Here is an 18,460-nt window from a genome sequence, read left to right as displayed (position 1 = left end):
CGCGCCGTTGCGGGGCGACGATGTGGATAAAATACCATACCGCTAGCGGGGGAGAACTAGCCGCTCGGCCGAGAATGCCAAACTGTGTGCTTAGCGATCAGCCTCAGCCGCCGCAGCGGCGATGGTTCCGATACGACCAGCCAGATCGTTAACGCTGCCCTTGCCGTCCGGGTGGAGCCGATTCGACAGGAAAATCACGTAGAGATCGAGACCGGGGTCGATCCAGAACGCGTTACCCGTAAAGCCGCCATGGCCGTAGGCCTCAGCGGTCATCAGCTGGCCGCGGTTGGACGAGTAGCTCGAACCTTTGTCCCAACCCCGCGAACGGCCGAAAGACGGGTCAGACTTAGGGAGCGGCTCGGTCATCAGCTCAAGCGTCTTGCGGTGCAGCACGGGCACGCCGCCCTTGAGCATCGCCTCGGCGTAGCGCGCCAGGTCCTCGGCGGTGCTGAAGAGCCCCGCATGCCCGGCGACGCCGCCCAGCAGCGCGGCACGGGGGTCGTGTACCTCCCCCACTAGGGACGGCTCGCCTGAGGCAAAGCCATTCCGCGGCTCCGTCGCGGCGGCGCGGGCGGCGAGTTCGGGCCCGGGGTTGTAGCCGGTCTCCTTCATGCCGAGCGGCTCAAAGATGCTCTTCTTGGCAAAGACGTCGAGGGGCTCGCCGCCAACCCGTTCGACGATCTTGCCAAGCAACTCGAAGTTTACGTCGGAGTACTTAAACTTCGTGCCAGGCTTGTCGGTTGGCTCCAGCGCGAAGAGCCGCTTCCACGATTCGTCCACGCCGTGTTGATAGTCACCGATCGGATTGTCGGGGATGTATCCCGAGCGGTGCGTTAACAGGTCATTGATTGCGATCCGGCCGGCGTGCTCCCCGGTGATCTCGGGCAAGTGCTTGTTGATGGGGTCAGTGAGCCGCAGGGCGCCGCGTTCGAAGAGGACCATGATGCTCGTGGCGGTGGCCACCGGCTTGGTGACGGACGCCATGTCAAAAACAGTGTCTGTTGTCATCTCGATGCGTTCGGGAATGACCTGCCGATCTCCAAAAGCCTCGAGATAGACGAGCCCGTCGCTCGTGCCGACCGCCACGACACAGCCGGCGAACTCACCCGCTTCGTGGGCTTCGTGAACGCGATCGGCAATGTGACGAAGGTGATCGACGTCGATCTCGGTCTTCGCGATCGCTGCGGTCGCGCCAAGCAAGAGGCATAACGACGTGAGTTGGCGAATCATGGTTGTGGCTCCAGAACTTTCGCCGCGGCATAGCCGGCGCCGAGGGTCGATGAAGAAGCGATCAAGGCGTTCCAGGTCCAATGGATCTGGTGGTTGGGCGACCCCATGTTGCTCCAGTTCCAGCCGAACAAGGCAGCGCCAGCGACGACCCCCGCGATCAGGGCGATAGCTGCGGCCAGCGGTCGGCAACGTCCGCAGATCATTCCCAGGGCAAAAAGCCCAACAAGGACTCCTGTGGTGAAACCGGCAATTGCCAACACGTCGTTGATCACCGACGACCCCAGCACGGTCCAGTGGGCCGTGAGAGCGACCGCGCACTGCAACAGCGCGAAGACGATCGTTGCGAGTTGAGCGACGCGCACTGAGTTCGCGCCCTCGACGCCAAGTAAGGGCTTGAACACGTCCCGCACCGCGACCCCCGCTGACGAATTGAGCGAACTCGATAGGGTGGACATCGCCGCCGCGATCACGGCGGCAAACAAGAAGCCCCGCACACCTGTTGGCACGTGGTTAGTAATGAACGCGGCGAACGCTTGGTCGCCGGCCAGACCCTCGCCGCCAGGATTCGTCGCGTAGAAAGCGGCGAGCCCGACACCGATTAGTAGGAACAGCAGAAACTGCAAGGCCACAACTGGCCCGCTAAGTCCCAGCGCGATCGCCGCGCTGCGTTGCGAGCGGGCGCAGAGATAACGCTGCACCATCAGATGATCGACGCCGTGTGTCGCCAACGACAGGAACGCGCCGCCGATCAGGCCTGACCAGAAGGTCATCTTGCCGCCGAAGAATCCGAAGTCCCAATCCAGGAGATGCAACCGCCCTGTCTCCACCCCGAAGTCTACGATCGCCGTGGCGCCACCGGGGACCGCTTGCACGATGAGCCAAGCCGCGAGGGCGGCGCCGACGAGGTAGATCGTCAGCTGTACCGCGTCGTTCCACACGACCGACGAGACCCCTCCCAGTGTGGCGTAAATCGCTGTCATAACGGTGATCGCTGCCACGCACGTCGGCAGGTCCCAGCCGAGCGCCTGCTGGAGTGCCAGACCGGTGAGGAAGAGCCTTAGCCCATCGGCCAAGGTCCTACAGACGAGGAACAGGACCGAAGCGGCCTGCCGAATGCCTGGGCCGAACCGGTCTTCGAGCACTTCGTATGCGGTGAACGCTTGGCCTCGGAAGAATTCGGGCAATAGCAGGGCGATGACCACGAATCGTCCAACAACATAGCCAGCGGTGATTTGCAGGAAAGTGAGGTCACCACCTTCCACAAAAGACTGACCTGGGAGACTCAGAAACGTGACGGTGCTGGTTTCGGTGGCGACGATCGAAAGCAGCAGCAGCGGCCAAGCAAGGTCGCGACCACCGAGCAAATAGCGTTCAGCGGATTGGGTCCCCTTCTTGGGCCACGACCCCCAAACGACAGTGACTAGGAGATAAGACCCCAAAATCACCAAGTCGAGGGGCGCCAACACTACACCCAGCACGGGAATAAGGGGAATCGGCGGCAGTAGCGGGGGAATCATGTTGGCTGGGTAGAGGCTAGCAGCTAGACCTGTACGGTCGGGACAAACAGCGCAATCCTGTCACGCTCCTGCGCACTGGAGCACCCATGAAGACCTGTCGATCGGTAAAGTAGCAGACGTGGATACTCATTTGCGAACTGCCGGAAACGACGCCGCCTTCCGCGGGGGGATCGCCCCTGCACTACAGAAGGGGCTCAAGAACCATGGACCTCACTTCGAGCCCGTGCAGCTCGACCACCTCACCACCGAAGCCCGCAATCCAGCGACTGAGGGGCTCGACGGCCTTTCATCGGTGGAGATCGTGCGCGTCATGAACGCCGAGGACGCCCGCGTCGCCGAAGCGGTCGGGCGTGAGGCGGAGGCGATCGCCCGCGTCATCGACGTCGTCAGCGAACGCATCCAGAAAGGCGGGCGGCTGATTTACACCGGCGCCGGCACGTCGGGACGCCTCGGCGTGCTCGACGCCGCCGAGTGCCCGCCGACCTTCAACACCGACCCCTCGATGGTGGTCGGCATCATTGCTGGCGGCCGTACGGCTCTCACCACTGCGGTCGAAGGCGCCGAGGACAGTCCCGAACTGGGGGCCAAGGACGTCGCCGCGATCAATCTCGGCCCCAACGACGTGCTTGTCGGCATCGCCACCAGCGGTCGCACGCCTTACGTCGTCGGCGCCTTGCAGTACGCCAAGTCGGTCGGCGCCTACACGGTCGCCCTGAGTTGTAACGCGGCCGCCGAGATCATTCCGATGGTCGATACGGCGATCACGCCGGTCGTCGGCCCCGAGGTCCTCAGCGGCTCGACACGGCTCAAGGCGGGCACCGCCACCAAGCTCGTCCTGAACACGATCACCACCGGCACGATGGTCCGGCTCGGTAAGACGTTCGGCAACCTGATGGTGGACCTACGGCCGACCAATTCGAAGCTGCACTCCCGCGCGGTGCGGATCGTCAAAATGGCGACCGGCCTCGACATGGATCAGGCGCATGCGGTGTTGACGGCGTGCGGCGGCGAGGTGAAGTTGGCGATCGTCGCCCAACTGGCCGGCGTCGGCCCTGACGAGGCGCGGGAGCGTCTGGTGCAGAGCTGCGGTCACGTCGGGCGTGCGATCGGTCAGAAGTAATCGCTGACTCACCAAGCCCATTTTTGATACGGCCCCTCTTTTGTGACGGCCCCCTTTCTTGACGGCTGAGTTCCCGGTGAAGCACGTTCTCGGGGTCGACGGCGGCGGCACGAAGACCACCGCACGGGTGTTGGGTATCGGTCCTAACGGCCGGCTGTGTCTGCTTGCATCAGGCCACGCCGGCGGCTCGAACCCGCTCAGTGTCGGCCGGGATGCTTCCCATGCGGCTGTCTCGGCTGCAATTAAAGCCGCCGCAGATGGCGCGGGCGTCCCGATTGACGCCGCCGTGATCGCCGTCGCCGGCTGTGGCTCGCCAGCTGCGCAAGAGCAACTCGAAGCGTGGGCCGAGAGCCAGGCCTTCGCATTGCAAACGAAGGTCGTACCGGACACCGAGCCGCTGCTTGCCGACGTTCCCGCCGGCGACGTAGCGATAGGCCTGATTGCGGGAACCGGCTCAGCGGCTCTCGTACGAGGCCCGAATGGCGCCACCGAACTTGTCGGCGGCTGGGGCTACCTCATCGACGACGCCGGCAGCGGCTACACCATTGGCCGAGACGCGTTGCGGCACGTCGCCCAACGTTGGGACCGCGGCGAGTCCGCCGACGCCCTTTCCGAGGCGATCCTACAACACGCCGGTATCGAATCCGAGTCGCCTCTCGCCCTCAAAGGATCGCTCTACGGCGGTCCCGACCCCCGCGGCTGGACGGCGACACTGGCCCGCATCGTGCTGGGTCTTGCCGAAAAGGGCGACCCCGCCGCTCAACGGATCGTCGCTGACAACGCCGCGGCGCTAACACAGCTCGCGACCTACGCAGCATCGCGCATCGGCCCAAGCGATCGCCCACGTATCGCGCTCGCTGGAGGCGTGGTGTTGGGGTCATGCTACTACCGCCATTTGCTATTCGAGCAGCTCACCGCAGCCGGATGGCGACGGGACCAGATCACCCTGGCGGCCGACGCCGCATGCGCGTGCGGCCTGCTGGCGGCGCGATTGTGCTAACCGAGCGACTCGACGTGTGAACTAAAGCGTCAGCGTTCCTCCGCACAGCGGCTGGCGGCAGCCGGTCGTCTCCGGCACCGTGATCGGCAGTTCACGTAGCCGTCGGACCGCTAGCCATGCAAAGCACTCGGCTTCAAGAGTTTCGCTGCTGAGCTTGCGCTCTTCGACGCGGCGGACTTGGTCGAAATGCTCGGCGAGCATCGCCATGATCACGGGGTGCTTAACGCCGCCACCAGTGACCCACAGGGATTTGGGCTTTTTAGGTAGACGGGCGACAGCACCGGCCACGGCGCGGACCGTAACCGCGCAGAGCGTCGCCGCGCCGTCTTCGACAGCCAGGGTCGAGACATCAACATGGTCGAAATCGTATCGGTCGGCGGCTTTCGGCAGGGGGCGGGCGAAGAACGGCGCTGAGAGCGCCTCGGCGACCATGGCCTCATCGACTTTGCCCGCGGCCGCGAGCTTGCCGTCCGCGTCGTGGGAGACTCCGGCCATCTCTTGCGCCCATTCGTCGAGCAGGCCACAGCCCGGGCCCGTGTCGCCGGCGATCAGGGCGCCGTCCTCGCCGAGCCAAGTGACGTTCGCCACGCCGCCCAGGTTGAGCACGACGATCGGCTTCTCGTCCGTGTCAAATAGGGCCCGGTGGAACATGGCCGCCAGCGGCGCCCCTTGCCCTCCGCTGGCGATATCGTTGCGGCGGAAGTCCGAGACGACCTTAATGCCGGTGGCGTGGGCGAGTTGCCAGGCGTTGCCGATCTGGCAGGTCAGCCCTTCGTCGGGGATGTGCCGCACGGTGTGGCCGTGAAAGCCAACGACTTCGGCTTGCTTTCCGTCGTCGGGAAACTGTTTGACGAGCTGGGCGACCGCGTCGGCGTGGACCTGCGTGACATCCTTCTCAAGCCGCAGCAGATCACTGGTGGGCATATCGTGCTGCGACGCCTCCAGCAGCCGGTAGCGCAGGTCTTCCTCGTAGGGAAGCGTCAGTCCGCCGATAACGGTGATCTTGGCTTCGCCGTCGGTTTTCACCAAGGCGGCGTCGACTCCATCGGCGGACGTTCCGCTCATCAATCCGATGGCGGTGAAGGTTTTAGCGGACAACGGCAGCCTCGTTTTCGCGGTGTCAGGCCCAATCCCAGTCGGCGTTCCGCGGGGCGGAAACGTCCGAAACTGGTGCAGATATGCCGTGTGGTCGTGTCGATCCGGCCAGGCAATCCGCAATTTTCAGAGAAAGTGGCGTCGTTCTGCGCAACTCGGCCCCCCACCGGTTACGATAGGAGTTTGCTACTAGGCGCAATGCGCGGCAAGACGTGCATCCGCAAAGGGCGCAAAACCGAGGTTTTTAAGCGCTGGTTTTAGGGGGCATCGGCCTGCCATCCAGGCGGATGAGACCGGCGACACTGTCCGTTCTGCTACGGGGCGCTGTCGTGATCCGCGAATCTGCTACTGCTTTGCTTGCTAACCGCACTGCCGCCCCCGTGGCGTCGCCGCCCGAGGCTCTCAAGCGGATCGCCGTCCTCATCGAGACGGATTCCAGCGCCGGCTGCCGCATGATCCGCGGCATTTCGAACTACGCCGAGCGTCACGGCCAGTGGCACCTGCTGCTCGACCCCCGTGACCACGAGCACCGCTCGGCCCTCCCGGACGGCTGGCACGGCCACGGCATTATTGCCCGGATCACATCGCAGAAGCAGCTGGAGCAGCTCCAGGCCCGCCGCTTGCCGCTGGTTAACGTCGATGATGTCATCGATCCGCCTAGTGGGATCGCTTCGGTTATCACCGACGAGAAAGCGTTGGCCGAAATGGCGCTTGCGCACCTCTTGGACCGCGGCTTCCGCCAGTTTGCCTATTTCGCCCCGCCGAGTCTCGATTACTCGAAACGCCGCGGCGAGGCCTTTGCCCAACACGTTAACGCGGCCGGTTACGAGTGTGCCGTTTATAAGCCGGGCTACCGGGCCGGGCGGCGGCTGGGCTGGGGCGAGCGGCTGAAGCGGGTCGAGCGTTGGATGCGGACCCTGCCCAAGCCGATCGGTGTGCTGGCGGTGGACGCCAACCGCGGCCGGCAACTCTCAGAGATCTGCCACCTGTCGGGCGTCCGCGTGCCAGACGACGTGGCGGTGCTCGGCGGCAGCCTCGACGAACTGCTGTGCGACGTGGCGTCGCCGCCGCTGTCGAGCATCAACGTCGCCAGCGAGCGGATCGGCCACGACGCGGCACAACTGCTTGACGCGATGATGGTCGGCCACGAGCCGCCCGCCTACCCGATCGAGGTCCCGCCGCGCGGCGTCCAGAGCCGGCAATCGACCGACCTGTTGGCGATCGACGACGAAGAGATCGTGGACGCCCTCCGTTACATCCGCCAGCACGCCTGCCGCGGCATCATCGTCGAAGACATTTTGCGGCAGGTCCCCATCTCGCGCCGCAGCCTCGAGATCCAGTTCCGCAAGTACCTAGGACGCTCCCCGGCCCGTGAAATCCGCCGCGTGCAGCTGGAGCGCAGCCGCGACTTGCTAGGACGCCGTGAGTTGTCGATCACCGAAGTCGCCTTAGCGTGTGGCTTCGCGAATGCAACGCGGTTTGGCGTGGCGTTCAAGAAGGACACGGGCAAGACGCCGCACACGTTCCGCAAGGAACTGTTGGCGGGCCAGCGTCAGACGACGATTGGGGTGTAGTCGAAGCGAGTAGAACGCGCCGCTGGCGACTAGCTGGTCGGCGAGGCGCCTAATGCCTCGAGTCTCACCGCCACGGCGATTTCGCGCACGAGGGCGTCGATCAGAATCTCGTCGCCGCCGTCCACCATCAGGGCCATGGCGTAGTTGACGCCTTCGCGCTCGACGATGGACCATTCCGTTCGGAGCCCGTCGAGCATGCCGGGCTTGGTCGCCAGACGTGTGTCGCTGGGCAGCACGGTCGTGACCGGGCTTTCTTTGCGTAGCCGCAGAACTTTGAGAACGGCGGCGGCGACGGGGTCGCCCGCTCCTTCGGCGTCGTGCAGCCGCCGCATCAGCCGAACGGCTTCGGAGGGAGTCGAGGTGTTCTCTCGACCGGCCTTCCGGGCCTCAGGGTCGATCATCTTGCGGCGCAACCGGGTTTGATTGGCGCCCTGGCTGACCAGCAACGCGTTGACGGCGTCGAAGCCTAAACGGTCGATCAGCAGGTTCGTGGCGACGTTGTCGCTGAGAACGATCATCGCGACGCCCAGGTCCCCTAACGCCATCTGCGACGCGCCCGGGAGGAAGTTCTGCAACATACCGCAGCCGCCGGCGCCGTTGGCGGGATCGACCGTCAGGCGTTCGTCGAGCGACAGCTCACCGGCCGCGGCCGCGCGGTGCAGCTCCCAGAGGATCGGGACCTTGATCGCGCTGGCCTGGGCGAAGACCTCGTCGGGCAAAACCGAGTAGCTCCAGGCGCCGTCGAGCGACTCGACCGCCAGGCCGACGCGGGCGGGTGTCGATTGGGCGAGATCGAGAATTGGCTTGGGGGCGTCCATACCGCTAGTTTCACGCTACGCCGTTAAGCCGCAAGCGGTTGACGCCTTTGCGCGTTCGCTCCTTTGCGTGAGACTGAGCGGTTCACCACCAGCGCCGCCCTCTCCAAAGCCCGCCATGCTTGCCTGGGACGATCTCGTCGCCCGTTCGGTCATTACCAGCCCCGTTGGGGGTTGGAAGCCTCTGGCGATCGCCGCGGCGGTCGAGGCGGTTCTTGCCGGGGGCAAGCATAAAGTCGAGCGGCGCGAGATCGGGCGGTCGTTCGAAGGCCGGCCGATCGAGATGCTCGTTCTCGGCAACGGGCCCAAGAAGGCGATGATGTGGTCGCAGATGCACGGCGACGAGCCGACACACACGGCCATGCTGCTAAATCTGTTGAAGTTGTTGCTAGAGGACGACACTCCGGCCGAGCGGGTCCTCCGCGGCCTGACGATCGGCATGATCCTGCCACTCAACCCGGACGGCGCCGAGCGCAATACTCGGCAGAACGCCCAGGGGATCGACGTCAACCGCGACGCCCTGGAGTTCGCCACGCCCGAGGGCCGGGCGTTCCGCGACACAATCCTCGATTTCAAACCCGACTACGGCTTCAACCTCCACAACCAGGGCCGCCGCACCGCGGTGGCGTCGCCATTGGGGCCGGCGTCGGTGTCCCTGCTCGTGCCGCCACTCGACCCCGAGGACTCGCAGACCGACTCGGTTCAGGAGGCCAACCGCGTCGCCGCGACGTTCTTCGAACGAGTCCGTGAAGCCTGCGATGGTCGCGTCACGCGCTACGACGCCGACTTCATGGCCCGGGCCTTCGGCGAGTGGGTGCAGCGGCAGGGCGTGTCGGTGATCCTCGTCGAGGCCGGCGGCTGGCCCGACGCCGACTTCAAGCGGATGGAAGAGGTCCACTTCGCCGCGTTCGTGCAGACGCTCGACGCGATCGCCGCCACGGCGCTCGGTGAGCCCGGCGGACTGGAGGACTGCGACCCGCAGAACTACCTCACCTTGCCCCGGTCGTCGTCCTACCCGCAGTTCGACCTGCTCATACGGGGCGCGGGGGTCGCGCAGCTGTCTGGCGAGAAGGCGGTGGTCTCCAAGGCGGAGCTGGGCGTCGACTTCCCCGGGCGGATGGCAGGCTGCGCGGCGATGGAGGGGGGGACGGTCGCGGCGATCGGCGACCTCCACGAGAACGGCGGCCTGACGACGATCGAGACCCCCGCCGTCATCGCCCCGGGGCGGATCGTCCTCGCTGAGCCGACCGACGACGCGTTCGACGAGAGCCCCGCCGATTGGGAGACGCTCTCCGCAAAGGGCGCGACGACGGTGCTGATCCCGATTAACCTCGGCGCCGGCGGCGTCGAGGCGCAGGTCGCGGCCGCCAAGCGTCTGTCGCCGCCGCTCAACGCGGCCCTCGTCGCCACGTGGGACGGCGAGGCGCCCGACAAAGGGCTCGTTCTTCGGCGGCTGACGCAGGGGTTAGCGGGCGGCGTGGTGGCCACGCTCGGCCCGCTGCCTGAGAAGCTCGTCGAAGCGTGTTGCCGGATGGGCATCCCCGCGCTCGACCCGGCGACAACGCCAACGCGCAGTGCGCCCGTGCCGGCGACGCTCGATGCCTGGCTCCGCGAGACGCGGAGCGTGGCGAGTCAGCTCGGCTGGAACACTCGTGGCGAGGTGATGCTGAACTACCCGGCCGACTTAGTCTTGATCGAGACACCAGCGGATCACGCCATCGCGCAGGATTGCTTGCGAGCGGTTTACGTGGGCGGTACGGTCGTTCGCGACGCCGCCGGCCTTCACCACGACTCCCCCGGTAAGTGGATCCCGTGGGGCGGGCCCAGGGGATGAGCCCCTCTGCCTACCTTGTAGACATGACAGGAGAAGGAGATAGGGATGGGTGGCGATAAGGGGGATGGCTTCAGTTGCTTATGTGGGAGGGGTCTCCAGACCCCGATTACGGTCTCTTAGCCGAACACGGCATGGTGCGCGTCATCGGCGTCTGGAGACGCCTCCCACAGTGGGCTTCGCCCACGGATTGAATTGAGTGTTCCAAAGGCATTATCCGTGGCGGCCACGATCCCCCCCTATCACCAACATCCCCCCATCTCCTTTCCTAAACGTCGCCACCTGAGGCGCCATGCTCAATAAGATTTGGTTCTGGCTGGTCGCGATCGGCATCCTCTATGCGCCGGCGAAGGCGCTGGTGCGGCCGTGGTTGCCGTTGCCGCCGGTTGAGGCCGTTGTGCTGGACGATGGCGAGGAGCCGGCGACGCCGGTGACGTTTGCGGAACTCGGCAAGGAGGTCACGCAATCGGCCATCGATGGCGCCAACGTTGCGGTTGACGTCTCACTGAACTTGATTGGCATCATGGTCCTGTGGCTGGGGCTGATGCAGGTGGCGAAGGACGCCGGCCTTGTCGATGGTTTGGCCTATCTCTTGCGGCCGCTGATGCGTTGGCTCTTCCCGGATATCCCCGACGGGCACCCGGCGCACGGCGCTATCTTGATGAACATGTCGGCGAACATGCTGGGCCTCGACAACGCGGCGACGCCCTTCGGCCTGAAGGCGATGCAAGAGTTGCAAGAGCTCAACCCCGACAAGGAGACCGCCACCAACGCGATGGCGACCTTCCTAGCGATCAATACGTCAAGCGTGACGCTCGTGCCGATCGCGGTGATCGGCTACCGCATCGCCGCTGGCAGTGAGAATCCGGCGGGGCCGCTGGCATACATCATGGTTGCGACGATCGTGAGCACCGTCGTCGCCGTCACCGCGGTGAGGCTTCTCGCCAAGCTGCCGCGTTACTCCGTGACGCCGGTGGCTGTCGCTCCTGTCGAAGGGGCATCGTCATGAATACCGCCGATGTCTTCGAAGTCATCAGCCAGTGGACGGTGCCGGGGGTGATCCTTCTGATCGTCTTCGCCGCGTGGTGGCGGGACGTGCCGATGTACGAGTCGTTCATCACCGGCGCCAAAGAGGGTTTCGGCGTGGTGATCATGATCATCCCATACTTGGTGGCGATCCTGTTCGCGATCAAGGTCTTCCTCGCCAGCGGCTTGTTCGACGACGTCAAGTGGCTCGGCGAGCAGGCGCTGATGGCCGTCGGCCTGGAACGGTTCGCGGAATCCTTCGAGTTGCTGCCGCTCGCGCTCACCAAGCCGCTCAGCGGTGGCGCAGCGCGAGGCGTGCTGGTTGACTTGCTCGACAAAGACCGCTTCGGGCCCGACTCGTTTGTCGGCAACACGGGCTCGATCATGATGGGGAGCACCGAGACGACGTTCTATGTGATGAGCGTCTACTTCGGCGCCGTGGGCGTGAAGCGGTTCCGCCACACGCTGCCGGCGTGCCTCCTCGCCGACTTCGCGGGCCTGACGGCGGCGCTAGTGCTAGGGTGGATGTTCTTCGCATGAGCGATACTCAGCGCAAGCCGCTCGCGATTCCGCCGGCGCTAAGACCCGGCGACGCGATCTCGATCGTCGCGCCCGCCAGCTCGCCGCAGCGCGACCGCTTCGAGGCGGCGATGGCGAACCTGACGGCGCGGGGCTATCGGCCGAAGACCTACCGCGACTTCTGCACGCCGCACGGCTTCCTGTCGGGAACCGATGACGAACGCATCACCGAACTCGAAGCCGCATTTCGCGACCCCGAGACAACGATGGTGCTCGCCGTCCGCGGCGGGTATGGCTGCGGGCGGATACTGGATCGCGTTGACTTTGGCCTGCTCGCTGCGCGGCCGAAGATCGTCTGCGGCTACAGCGACCTGACCGCGCTGCACGCGGCGATCCAGCGGCGCTGTGGGCTGGTGTCCTTTCACGGGCCGAACCTTGTAGCGGGATTGGGCGCCGGTGGCGAAGAACAAGGCGCCGAAACCGAGGCGAGCTTCGCGATGTTTTCTGGACAGAATCTACGTGATTTAGCCGCGCCGGCTCGGTATAATGTACGCATGCTCAGTATCGGAGTCGCGGAGGGGGAGATGATCGGTGGCAATTTGGCGGTGCTGATGGGCTTGCTCGGCACGCCCGATGAACCCGACTTCGATGGCGCGGTCCTGCTGATCGAGGACACCGGCGAAGAGCCGTACCGCGTCGATCGGATGCTGACGCAGCTCCGCACGAGCGGGCGGCTGGGCCAGATCGCCGGGGCGGTGCTTGGGTACTTCAGCGATTACGACAAGGAGAGCCGGCCTACCGTCGACGAGGTGCTGGCCGAATTCTTCGGGCCGCTGGGCGTTCCGGTCATCGCCGGAGCGCCGTTTGGGCATGAACACCCCAACCTGCCCCTGCCGATGGGAGCGATCGTGCGGCTCGACGCGGACGCCCCGGGCCTCGAACTGCTGCAGCCGGTCGTGTTGTCGTGAGTCTTCTGCGCGGGACCGATGGTTCCCTGCGGGTGGACCGCTAGAGTGGCGGCGTCGTTTGGTCTAGCTTCGGGCTTAGCGTCACAGATGATTTCAAGTTGGTTGGTGGTTCACTCCGGTCGCTGACGCTCCCGGCTCGCCGGCGAGCCGGGAGCGTCAGCGACCGGAGGAATAACCAACAAACTCTCCCCCACCTTCCCCTCCCCACCCGAGCATCCGCCACGATGGCTAGCTCCACTAACACACCGATCGGCGGCAGCCGCATTGTCATCCTCACCGAGGGGAAGACCGACCCGCTGACGGCTAAGACCGCCAACGTGATGCTCCGCTGCCGCGGCGAGGACGTCGTTGCGGTGCTCGACTCGACGCAGAAAGGGAAGACGGCCCAAGAGCTGCTCGGCGTCGGCGGCGATACGCCGATTGTTGGTTCCTTGGATGAAGTAGAGAAGCCCGACACGCTGCTCATCGGCGTCGCCACCGCCGGCGGCAAGATCCCGGCCGAATGGCGAGCCCTCTGCCTCGACGCGGTGAAGCGCGGCATGAGCATCGTCTCGGGCATGCACCAGTTTCTGTCGGACGACGCCGAGATCGTCGCCGCCGCGGCCGAAGCGGGCGTCACGATCCACGACGTCCGCAAGAACAACGAAAAGGACGTCGCCACACGGCTCGACCTGACCGATGATTGCTTCCGCGTGCTGACGATCGGCCAGGACTGCTCCGTCGGCAAGATGCTATCTGCCCTGGAGATCTCACGCGGGCTCGAGCGCAAGGGCGTCGATTCGAAGTTCGTCGCCACCGGGCAGACGGGCATCATGGTCGAAGGGGACGGCCTGCCGATCGACTGCGTCGTCTCCGACTTCGTGAATGGCGCTTGCGAGAAGCTCGTGCGGCAAAACCTGTCGCGCGAGGTGATGATCGTCGAGGGCCAGGCCACGATCACGCACCCGCGGTTCTCTGCCGTGTCGCTTGGCTTGCTGCACGGCACGAATCCGCACGCCATGATCTACGTCTACGAAGCCGGCCGCGAGACGATGCGCGGGATGGACTACCTGCCGCTGCCGTCGCACAAGAGCGTGATCGACGCCTACGAGCACATGGCCGCGTTCGGCAACCCCGCGAAGGTGATCGCGATCGCGATGAACAGCCGCAAGCTGTCGGACGCCGAGGCCGAAGCCGAGCGCGAGCGGATGCGGGCCGAGTTCGGCCTGCCCATTGCCGACCCCATCCGCCACGGCACCGACGAACTAACCGACGCGATCCTCGCCGCTAAGAACGCTAGAAGCTAACCACAAAGGAACGAAGGAACGAAGGCTCGTAGCCTTGGTCCTTCCTTCGTTCCTTAGTTCCTTCGTGGTTCAAAAATTTCTTTACATGATCCAAGTCTCGACGCAGCACTACCGCCTGCCGCTCAAGCACGTCTTTACGATTGCGCGGGGGTCGTCGTCCGTGCGGGACACGATGATCGTCTCGCTCACGGTGGACGGCGTCACCGGCTATGGCGAGGCGACCTCGAACTCGTACTACAAGGCGACCATCCCCGAGATGGTCGCCGACGTCGAGCGGGTCACGCCGTTGATCGCGGGGTTTAACTACTCGTCGCCCGACGCGCTGGTGAGCGAGTTGATCCCGCAGCTCGCCGCCCAGCTCGAAGGCCGCCCCTTCCCGCTGTGCGCGCTCGACATGGCGATCCATGACCTGTGGGGCAAACTCCGTGGCGAACCGGTCTGGCGGCTGTGGGGGCTGAACACCGCCAACGCGCCGACCTCGAACTACACGATCGGCATCGACACCATCCCGAAGATGGTCGAGAAGGCCGCCGAGGTCGCCGACTGGCCGGTGCTAAAGATTAAGCTCGGCACGAGCGAAGACCTCGAGATCGTCCGCGAACTGCGTCAACACACGAAGGCCCTATTCCGCGTCGACGCCAACTGCGGCTGGACCGCCGACCAGACGATCGAGTACGCGCCGGAGCTGAAAGAGCTGGGCGTTGAGTTCATCGAGCAGGCCCTGCCGGCCGAGGACCGCGAGGGCGCCCGCAAGGTGTTCCAGCACAGCGTGCTCCCAGTGATCGCCGACGAAAGCTGTATCTCCGAGTCGGACGTGGCCCGCTGCGTCGATCACTTCCACGGCATCAACATCAAGCTCGTGAAGTGCGGCGGACTCGCGCCCGCGCGGCGGATGGTCGCCGAAGCTCGGAAGCATGGCCTCAAGGTCATGGCGGGATGTATGACGGAATCAACCGTCGGCATCTCGGCTCTGGGTCAACTAGCGCCGATGCTCGACTACGTCGATATGGACGGCGCCGCGCTGCTGGCGGACGACTTGGCGGACGGCGTCAAAGTCGTCGCCGGCCGCCAACAGTACCCCGACCGCCCCGGCAGCGGGATCGAGCTCTATGATCGCGCAAGTGAGTTGGCGGTCAACTAAGCTGCACTGTTAACCGAAGAACGGCCCGTGCTTCACACCTGGAGAGATCGCGTCATGTGGCGACAGCTACTTTGCCTGGCTCTAGTTGCCCTGGTTTCGACCGCATCGCTGGCGAAGCCGACGGCCCAGCAGGCTCTCGGCAAGGCGCTGCGGCCGATGCTCGAAGGCCATCAGGGCGCCGTCACGGTCGCGATCAAGCACCTCGAAACGGGCGAGACATTCACATTCGACGCCGACCGGCCGATGCCCTCGGCGAGCATGATCAAGCTGCCGATCATGCTCACCGCCTATCGCGCGGAGCTGAGGGGCGACTTGTCGATGGATGACAAGCTCGAACTAAAGGAATCGGACAAGGTACCCGGCTCGGGCCTGCTGACCGAGCACTTCACTCCCGGGACGGAACTCACGCTGCGTGACGCGATCCGCCTGATGATGGGCTGGAGCGACAACACGGCCACCAACCTCGTCATCGAAGCGATCGGTCGTTCCGACGACGAGGCGGAAGGTGATACGCCCGCCGCCAAGGGGATCCGCTCCGTCAATCGGCTGATGGAAGGCCTCGGCTACGACAACATGCGGCTGAACTCGCTGGTGTTCCGCGGCGACACGACAATCGCCCCCGAACGAAGTAAGAAGTTCGGTCTGGGCGTGATGACCGCGGCCGAAACGATCGACCTCTACGAGAAGATCGTGAAGATGACGCCGCCGGGCTTCGACGAGGACGAAATCGAGGAGGCCCGCAAAGAGATGCTCGACCACCTCCGCGCTTGTCAATCGAAGGACACGCTGCCGCGGCTGTTGCCGAAGGGGACCACCGTGGCGCACAAGGGAGGGAGCGTCTCCGCCTCGCGCTGCGATGGCGGCGTCATCGAGTCGCCCACCGGGCCGATCGCCGTTTGCGTGATGACGACGGACAACAAGGACACCGGCTGGGGCGCCGAGGCGGAGCCGATGACGCTGATCGCTCAGGTCGGCAAGGCGGCGTTCGACTACTTCACCGAGGGCGCCGGCGCCGTGGACGCGCCGCAGGTCGCCCGCGTGCTGCGGATGGGGCAAGAGGACCCGCTGGTCGAGCCCTTGCAACGGACGCTCAACGAACGCCTCGACCCGAGCCCCGACCTGTCGGTCGATGGCGACTTCGGCCCCAACACCGACTCGGCGGTCAAGGCGTTCCAGAAGAAGAACGGCCTCAAGCCGACCGGCGAAGTCGATGGCGCGTTCTGGAAGGCGCTCGGCCCGCTGGTGATGGAAGACAGGCCCGCGCCGGCGCCGGAAGAGGCAATGAAGGACCTGCCGCCGCTGAAGCCGCAGGACCCGGTCACCGGCCCGCCGGTCGTCAGCTGCGCGGCGTGGGCGATCGCCGACGGCGAGACCGGCAAGCTTCTCTGGGGTTACAACGACGCCGGCACGCGCGACCCGGCCAGCACCACCAAGATGATGACGGCCTACGTCGTTCTCAAGATCGCCGAAGAAGACCCGAAGGTGCTCGACGAGGTGATTACTTTCAGTGAGCGCGCCGACAAGACGGGCGGCTCGACGTCGGCAGTCAAAGCCGGCGAGAAGGTCACCGTCCGCGAACTGCTCTACGGCCTGATGCTGCCTTCGGGGAACGACGCGTCGGTCGCCTTCGCCGAGCACTTCGGCGACCGCTTGCCCGGCGAAGATGACGAATCGGCGTACGACCGCTTCATCGCCAAGATGAACGCCACGGCCAAGGAGCTGGGCATGGACGGCACCGGTTACCGCAACACGCACGGCCTCACCGCCGAGGGGCACGTCACCACCGCGCAGGACTTGGTGAAGCTCGCCCACGCGGCGATGCAGAACGAGCTGTTCCGTAAGGTCGTGGCGACGCGGCGTTACGCCACGACGCTCAGCTCGACGGCCGGCTACGAGCGGAACATCGTCTGGAACAACACCGACTCGCTGCTGGGGACCGAAGGCTTCTACGGCGTCAAGACCGGCACCACCGGCCCAGCGGGGGCGTGCCTCGTCTCGGCCGGCAAGCGCGGCGACAAGCCGCTGTACGTTGTCATCCTTGGCGCTTCGACGGGCGCCAACCGTTATCTCGACGCCCGGAATCTGTACCGCTGGGCTTGGAACGAACTGGGGGTCGAATGATCAGTTATCGTGTGCTCCGCTTCCTAACGGGCACGGCTCTAGTTTGCGCTGCTGCTATGTCGAACGCCGAAGACCGTGAGCCCATCGTCGTCAGCGACGAAGCGCTCGAGTTGCATCATTCGGCGCTGATGATCGATGGTCACAACGACCTGCCGTGGGAGATCCGCACCAAGGGCTCCAGCGATTTCTCGAAGATCGACATCGCCCAGCCGCAGCCGAGGTTGCAGACCGACCTGCCACGGGCGCGCGAGGGGGGGCTCAAGTGCCAGTTCTGGAGCGTCTGGGTCCCTGCCGAACTCGATGGCACCGGCAAGGCGCTCGCCACGACGCTCGAACAGATCGAACTCGTCAAGCTGATGGTCGATCGCTACCCGGGCGACCTCGAGCTCGCGCTGACGTCCGACGACATCGAACGGATCGCCGGCGAGGGGAAGATCGCGTCGCTGATCGGCGTCGAAGGGGGCCATTGCATCGAGGAGTCGCTCAGCACGCTGCGGCGGCTGCACGAGCTCGGCGCCCGGTACATGACCCTCACGCACGGCAACACGATCTCGTGGGCCGACTCGGGGACCGACAAGCCTCAACACGGCGGGCTCACCGAATTCGGCAAGGAGGTCATCCGTGAGATGAACCGGCTGGGGATGATGGTCGATATCTCGCACGTCTCGGTCGAGGTGATGCACCAGGCGCTCGACACCAGCACGGCGCCGGTGATCTTCAGCCACAGCTCGTCTCGCGCCGTCGCCGACCATCCACGCAATGTCCCCGACGACGTGCTGGAGCGGCTGAAGGAGAAGGACGGCGTCGTGATGGTCAATTTCTTTAGCGCGTTCGTCGTCCCCGCCGCGGCGGACAACTACGCCGCGACGTTCCAGATCCGCCGCGACCTGGAAGCGGAGGGCGCCGACGAGGAGACGATCGAGCGCAAGCAGAGAGAGTATCGCCGCGCCAACCGCATGCCCCGCGGATCGATCCATGACCTCCTCGACCACATCGACCACATCGCCGAGGTGGCGGGGATCGAGCACGTCGGCATCGGCTCGGACTTCGACGGCGTCAGCGTCCTCCCCGAGGGCCTCGAGGACGTGGCCTGCTACCCACGGATCACCCAGGGCCTCCTCGACCGCGGCTACACGCCCGAAGAGATCCGCGGCGTACTGGGCGGGAACCTGCTGCGCGTGATGCGGAAGGTGGAAGCGGCGAAGGAGTAGCCATTC

The 18,460-nt window shown here is 65.3% G+C and carries 15 protein-coding genes; 11 read left to right on the top strand and 4 right to left on the bottom strand.

The annotated features are described in order from the left end of the window. Nucleotides 1–90 precede the first annotated feature (90 nt). Entirely contained in the window at nt 91–1,230 is a 1,140-nt protein-coding gene (locus Spa11_RS08410) for a serine hydrolase domain-containing protein (protein WP_145110685.1), read from the bottom strand. Beyond that, nucleotides 1,227–2,747: a sodium:solute symporter family transporter gene (locus Spa11_RS08405; RefSeq protein WP_145110682.1), complete on the bottom strand. Its 1,521-nt coding sequence runs from the start codon at nt 2,745–2,747 to the stop codon at nt 1,227–1,229. Before Spa11_RS08405 ends, Spa11_RS08410 begins: the two co-directional genes overlap by 4 nt. Before the next feature lie 130 nt (nt 2,748–2,877). On the opposite strand from Spa11_RS08405, the gene murQ reads away from it, so the two are divergent. Then, the gene (gene murQ, locus Spa11_RS08400; RefSeq protein WP_231933209.1) at nt 2,878–3,867 is read left to right on the top strand and encodes an N-acetylmuramic acid 6-phosphate etherase; all 990 of its coding nucleotides are present in this window, start codon (nt 2,878–2,880) and stop codon (nt 3,865–3,867) included. 76 nt (nt 3,868–3,943) lie between these two features. Continuing rightward, complete coding sequence (locus Spa11_RS08395) at nt 3,944–4,867, top strand: BadF/BadG/BcrA/BcrD ATPase family protein (protein ID WP_197529841.1); 924 nt, start codon at nt 3,944–3,946, stop codon at nt 4,865–4,867. Nucleotides 4,868–4,888: 21 nt separating this feature from the next. Here Spa11_RS08395 and Spa11_RS08390 read toward each other — a convergent pair whose 3' ends face one another. Further along, nucleotides 4,889–5,965, bottom strand: coding sequence for an anhydro-N-acetylmuramic acid kinase (locus Spa11_RS08390; protein ID WP_197529840.1), 1,077 nt, complete (start codon nt 5,963–5,965; stop codon nt 4,889–4,891). 326 nt (nt 5,966–6,291) lie between these two features. Here Spa11_RS08390 and Spa11_RS08385 point away from each other — a divergent pair, with 326 nt between their 5' ends. Then, nucleotides 6,292–7,536: an AraC family transcriptional regulator gene (locus Spa11_RS08385; protein WP_197529839.1), complete on the top strand. Its 1,245-nt coding sequence runs from the start codon at nt 6,292–6,294 to the stop codon at nt 7,534–7,536. Nucleotides 7,537–7,565: 29 nt separating this feature from the next. Here the strand turns inward: Spa11_RS08385 and Spa11_RS08380 are convergent, their stop codons facing one another. Then, a complete protein-coding gene (locus Spa11_RS08380; protein ID WP_145110673.1) occupies nt 7,566–8,354 on the bottom strand; it encodes a serine hydrolase in 789 nt (262 codons plus the stop codon). Nucleotides 8,355–8,469: 115 nt separating this feature from the next. Between Spa11_RS08380 and Spa11_RS08375 the strand changes: the two genes are divergently transcribed. The 8 genes from Spa11_RS08375 (at nt 8,470) to Spa11_RS08340 (ending at nt 18,454) form a co-directional block, all read left to right on the top strand. After that, nucleotides 8,470–10,185 carry a M14 family zinc carboxypeptidase gene (locus tag Spa11_RS08375; protein ID WP_145110670.1) on the top strand — a complete coding sequence of 572 codons (1,716 nt, stop codon included), beginning with the start codon at nt 8,470–8,472 and terminating at the stop codon, nt 10,183–10,185. Between the two features lie 289 nt (nt 10,186–10,474). Further along, a complete protein-coding gene (locus Spa11_RS08370; RefSeq protein ID WP_197529838.1) occupies nt 10,475–11,191 on the top strand; it encodes a nucleoside recognition domain-containing protein in 717 nt (238 codons plus the stop codon). After that, nucleotides 11,188–11,748 carry a spore maturation protein gene (locus Spa11_RS08365; RefSeq protein WP_145110667.1) on the top strand — a complete coding sequence of 187 codons (561 nt, stop codon included), beginning with the start codon at nt 11,188–11,190 and terminating at the stop codon, nt 11,746–11,748. Before Spa11_RS08370 ends, Spa11_RS08365 begins: the two co-directional genes overlap by 4 nt. Further along, nucleotides 11,745–12,695, top strand: coding sequence for a S66 peptidase family protein (locus Spa11_RS08360; RefSeq protein WP_145110664.1), 951 nt, complete (start codon nt 11,745–11,747; stop codon nt 12,693–12,695). Before Spa11_RS08365 ends, Spa11_RS08360 begins: the two co-directional genes overlap by 4 nt. A gap of 224 nt (nt 12,696–12,919) precedes the next feature. Further along, complete coding sequence (locus tag Spa11_RS08355; protein WP_145110661.1) at nt 12,920–13,981, top strand: DUF1611 domain-containing protein; 1,062 nt, start codon at nt 12,920–12,922, stop codon at nt 13,979–13,981. Between the two features lie 85 nt (nt 13,982–14,066). Beyond that, nucleotides 14,067–15,122 (top strand): dipeptide epimerase, encoded by a 1,056-nt coding sequence (locus Spa11_RS08350; protein ID WP_197529837.1) that lies wholly within the window; start codon nt 14,067–14,069, stop codon nt 15,120–15,122. A 54-nt stretch (nt 15,123–15,176) separates the two neighbouring features. Continuing rightward, on the top strand, nt 15,177–17,243 hold the full coding sequence (locus tag Spa11_RS08345; RefSeq protein ID WP_145110658.1) for a serine hydrolase: 2,067 nt from the start codon (nt 15,177–15,179) through the stop codon (nt 17,241–17,243). Nucleotides 17,244–17,299: 56 nt separating this feature from the next. Further along, nucleotides 17,300–18,454, top strand: coding sequence for a dipeptidase (locus Spa11_RS08340; protein WP_145110655.1), 1,155 nt, complete (start codon nt 17,300–17,302; stop codon nt 18,452–18,454). Nucleotides 18,455–18,460: the final 6 nt, after the last annotated feature.

The sequence above is a fragment of the Botrimarina mediterranea genome (genome assembly GCF_007753265.1).
In the GTDB taxonomy this organism is placed as follows: domain Bacteria; phylum Planctomycetota; class Planctomycetia; order Pirellulales; family Lacipirellulaceae; genus Botrimarina; species Botrimarina mediterranea.
The sequence above is the reverse complement of the archived record's forward strand: the minus strand, read 5'-3'. Positions and strand labels throughout refer to the sequence as shown.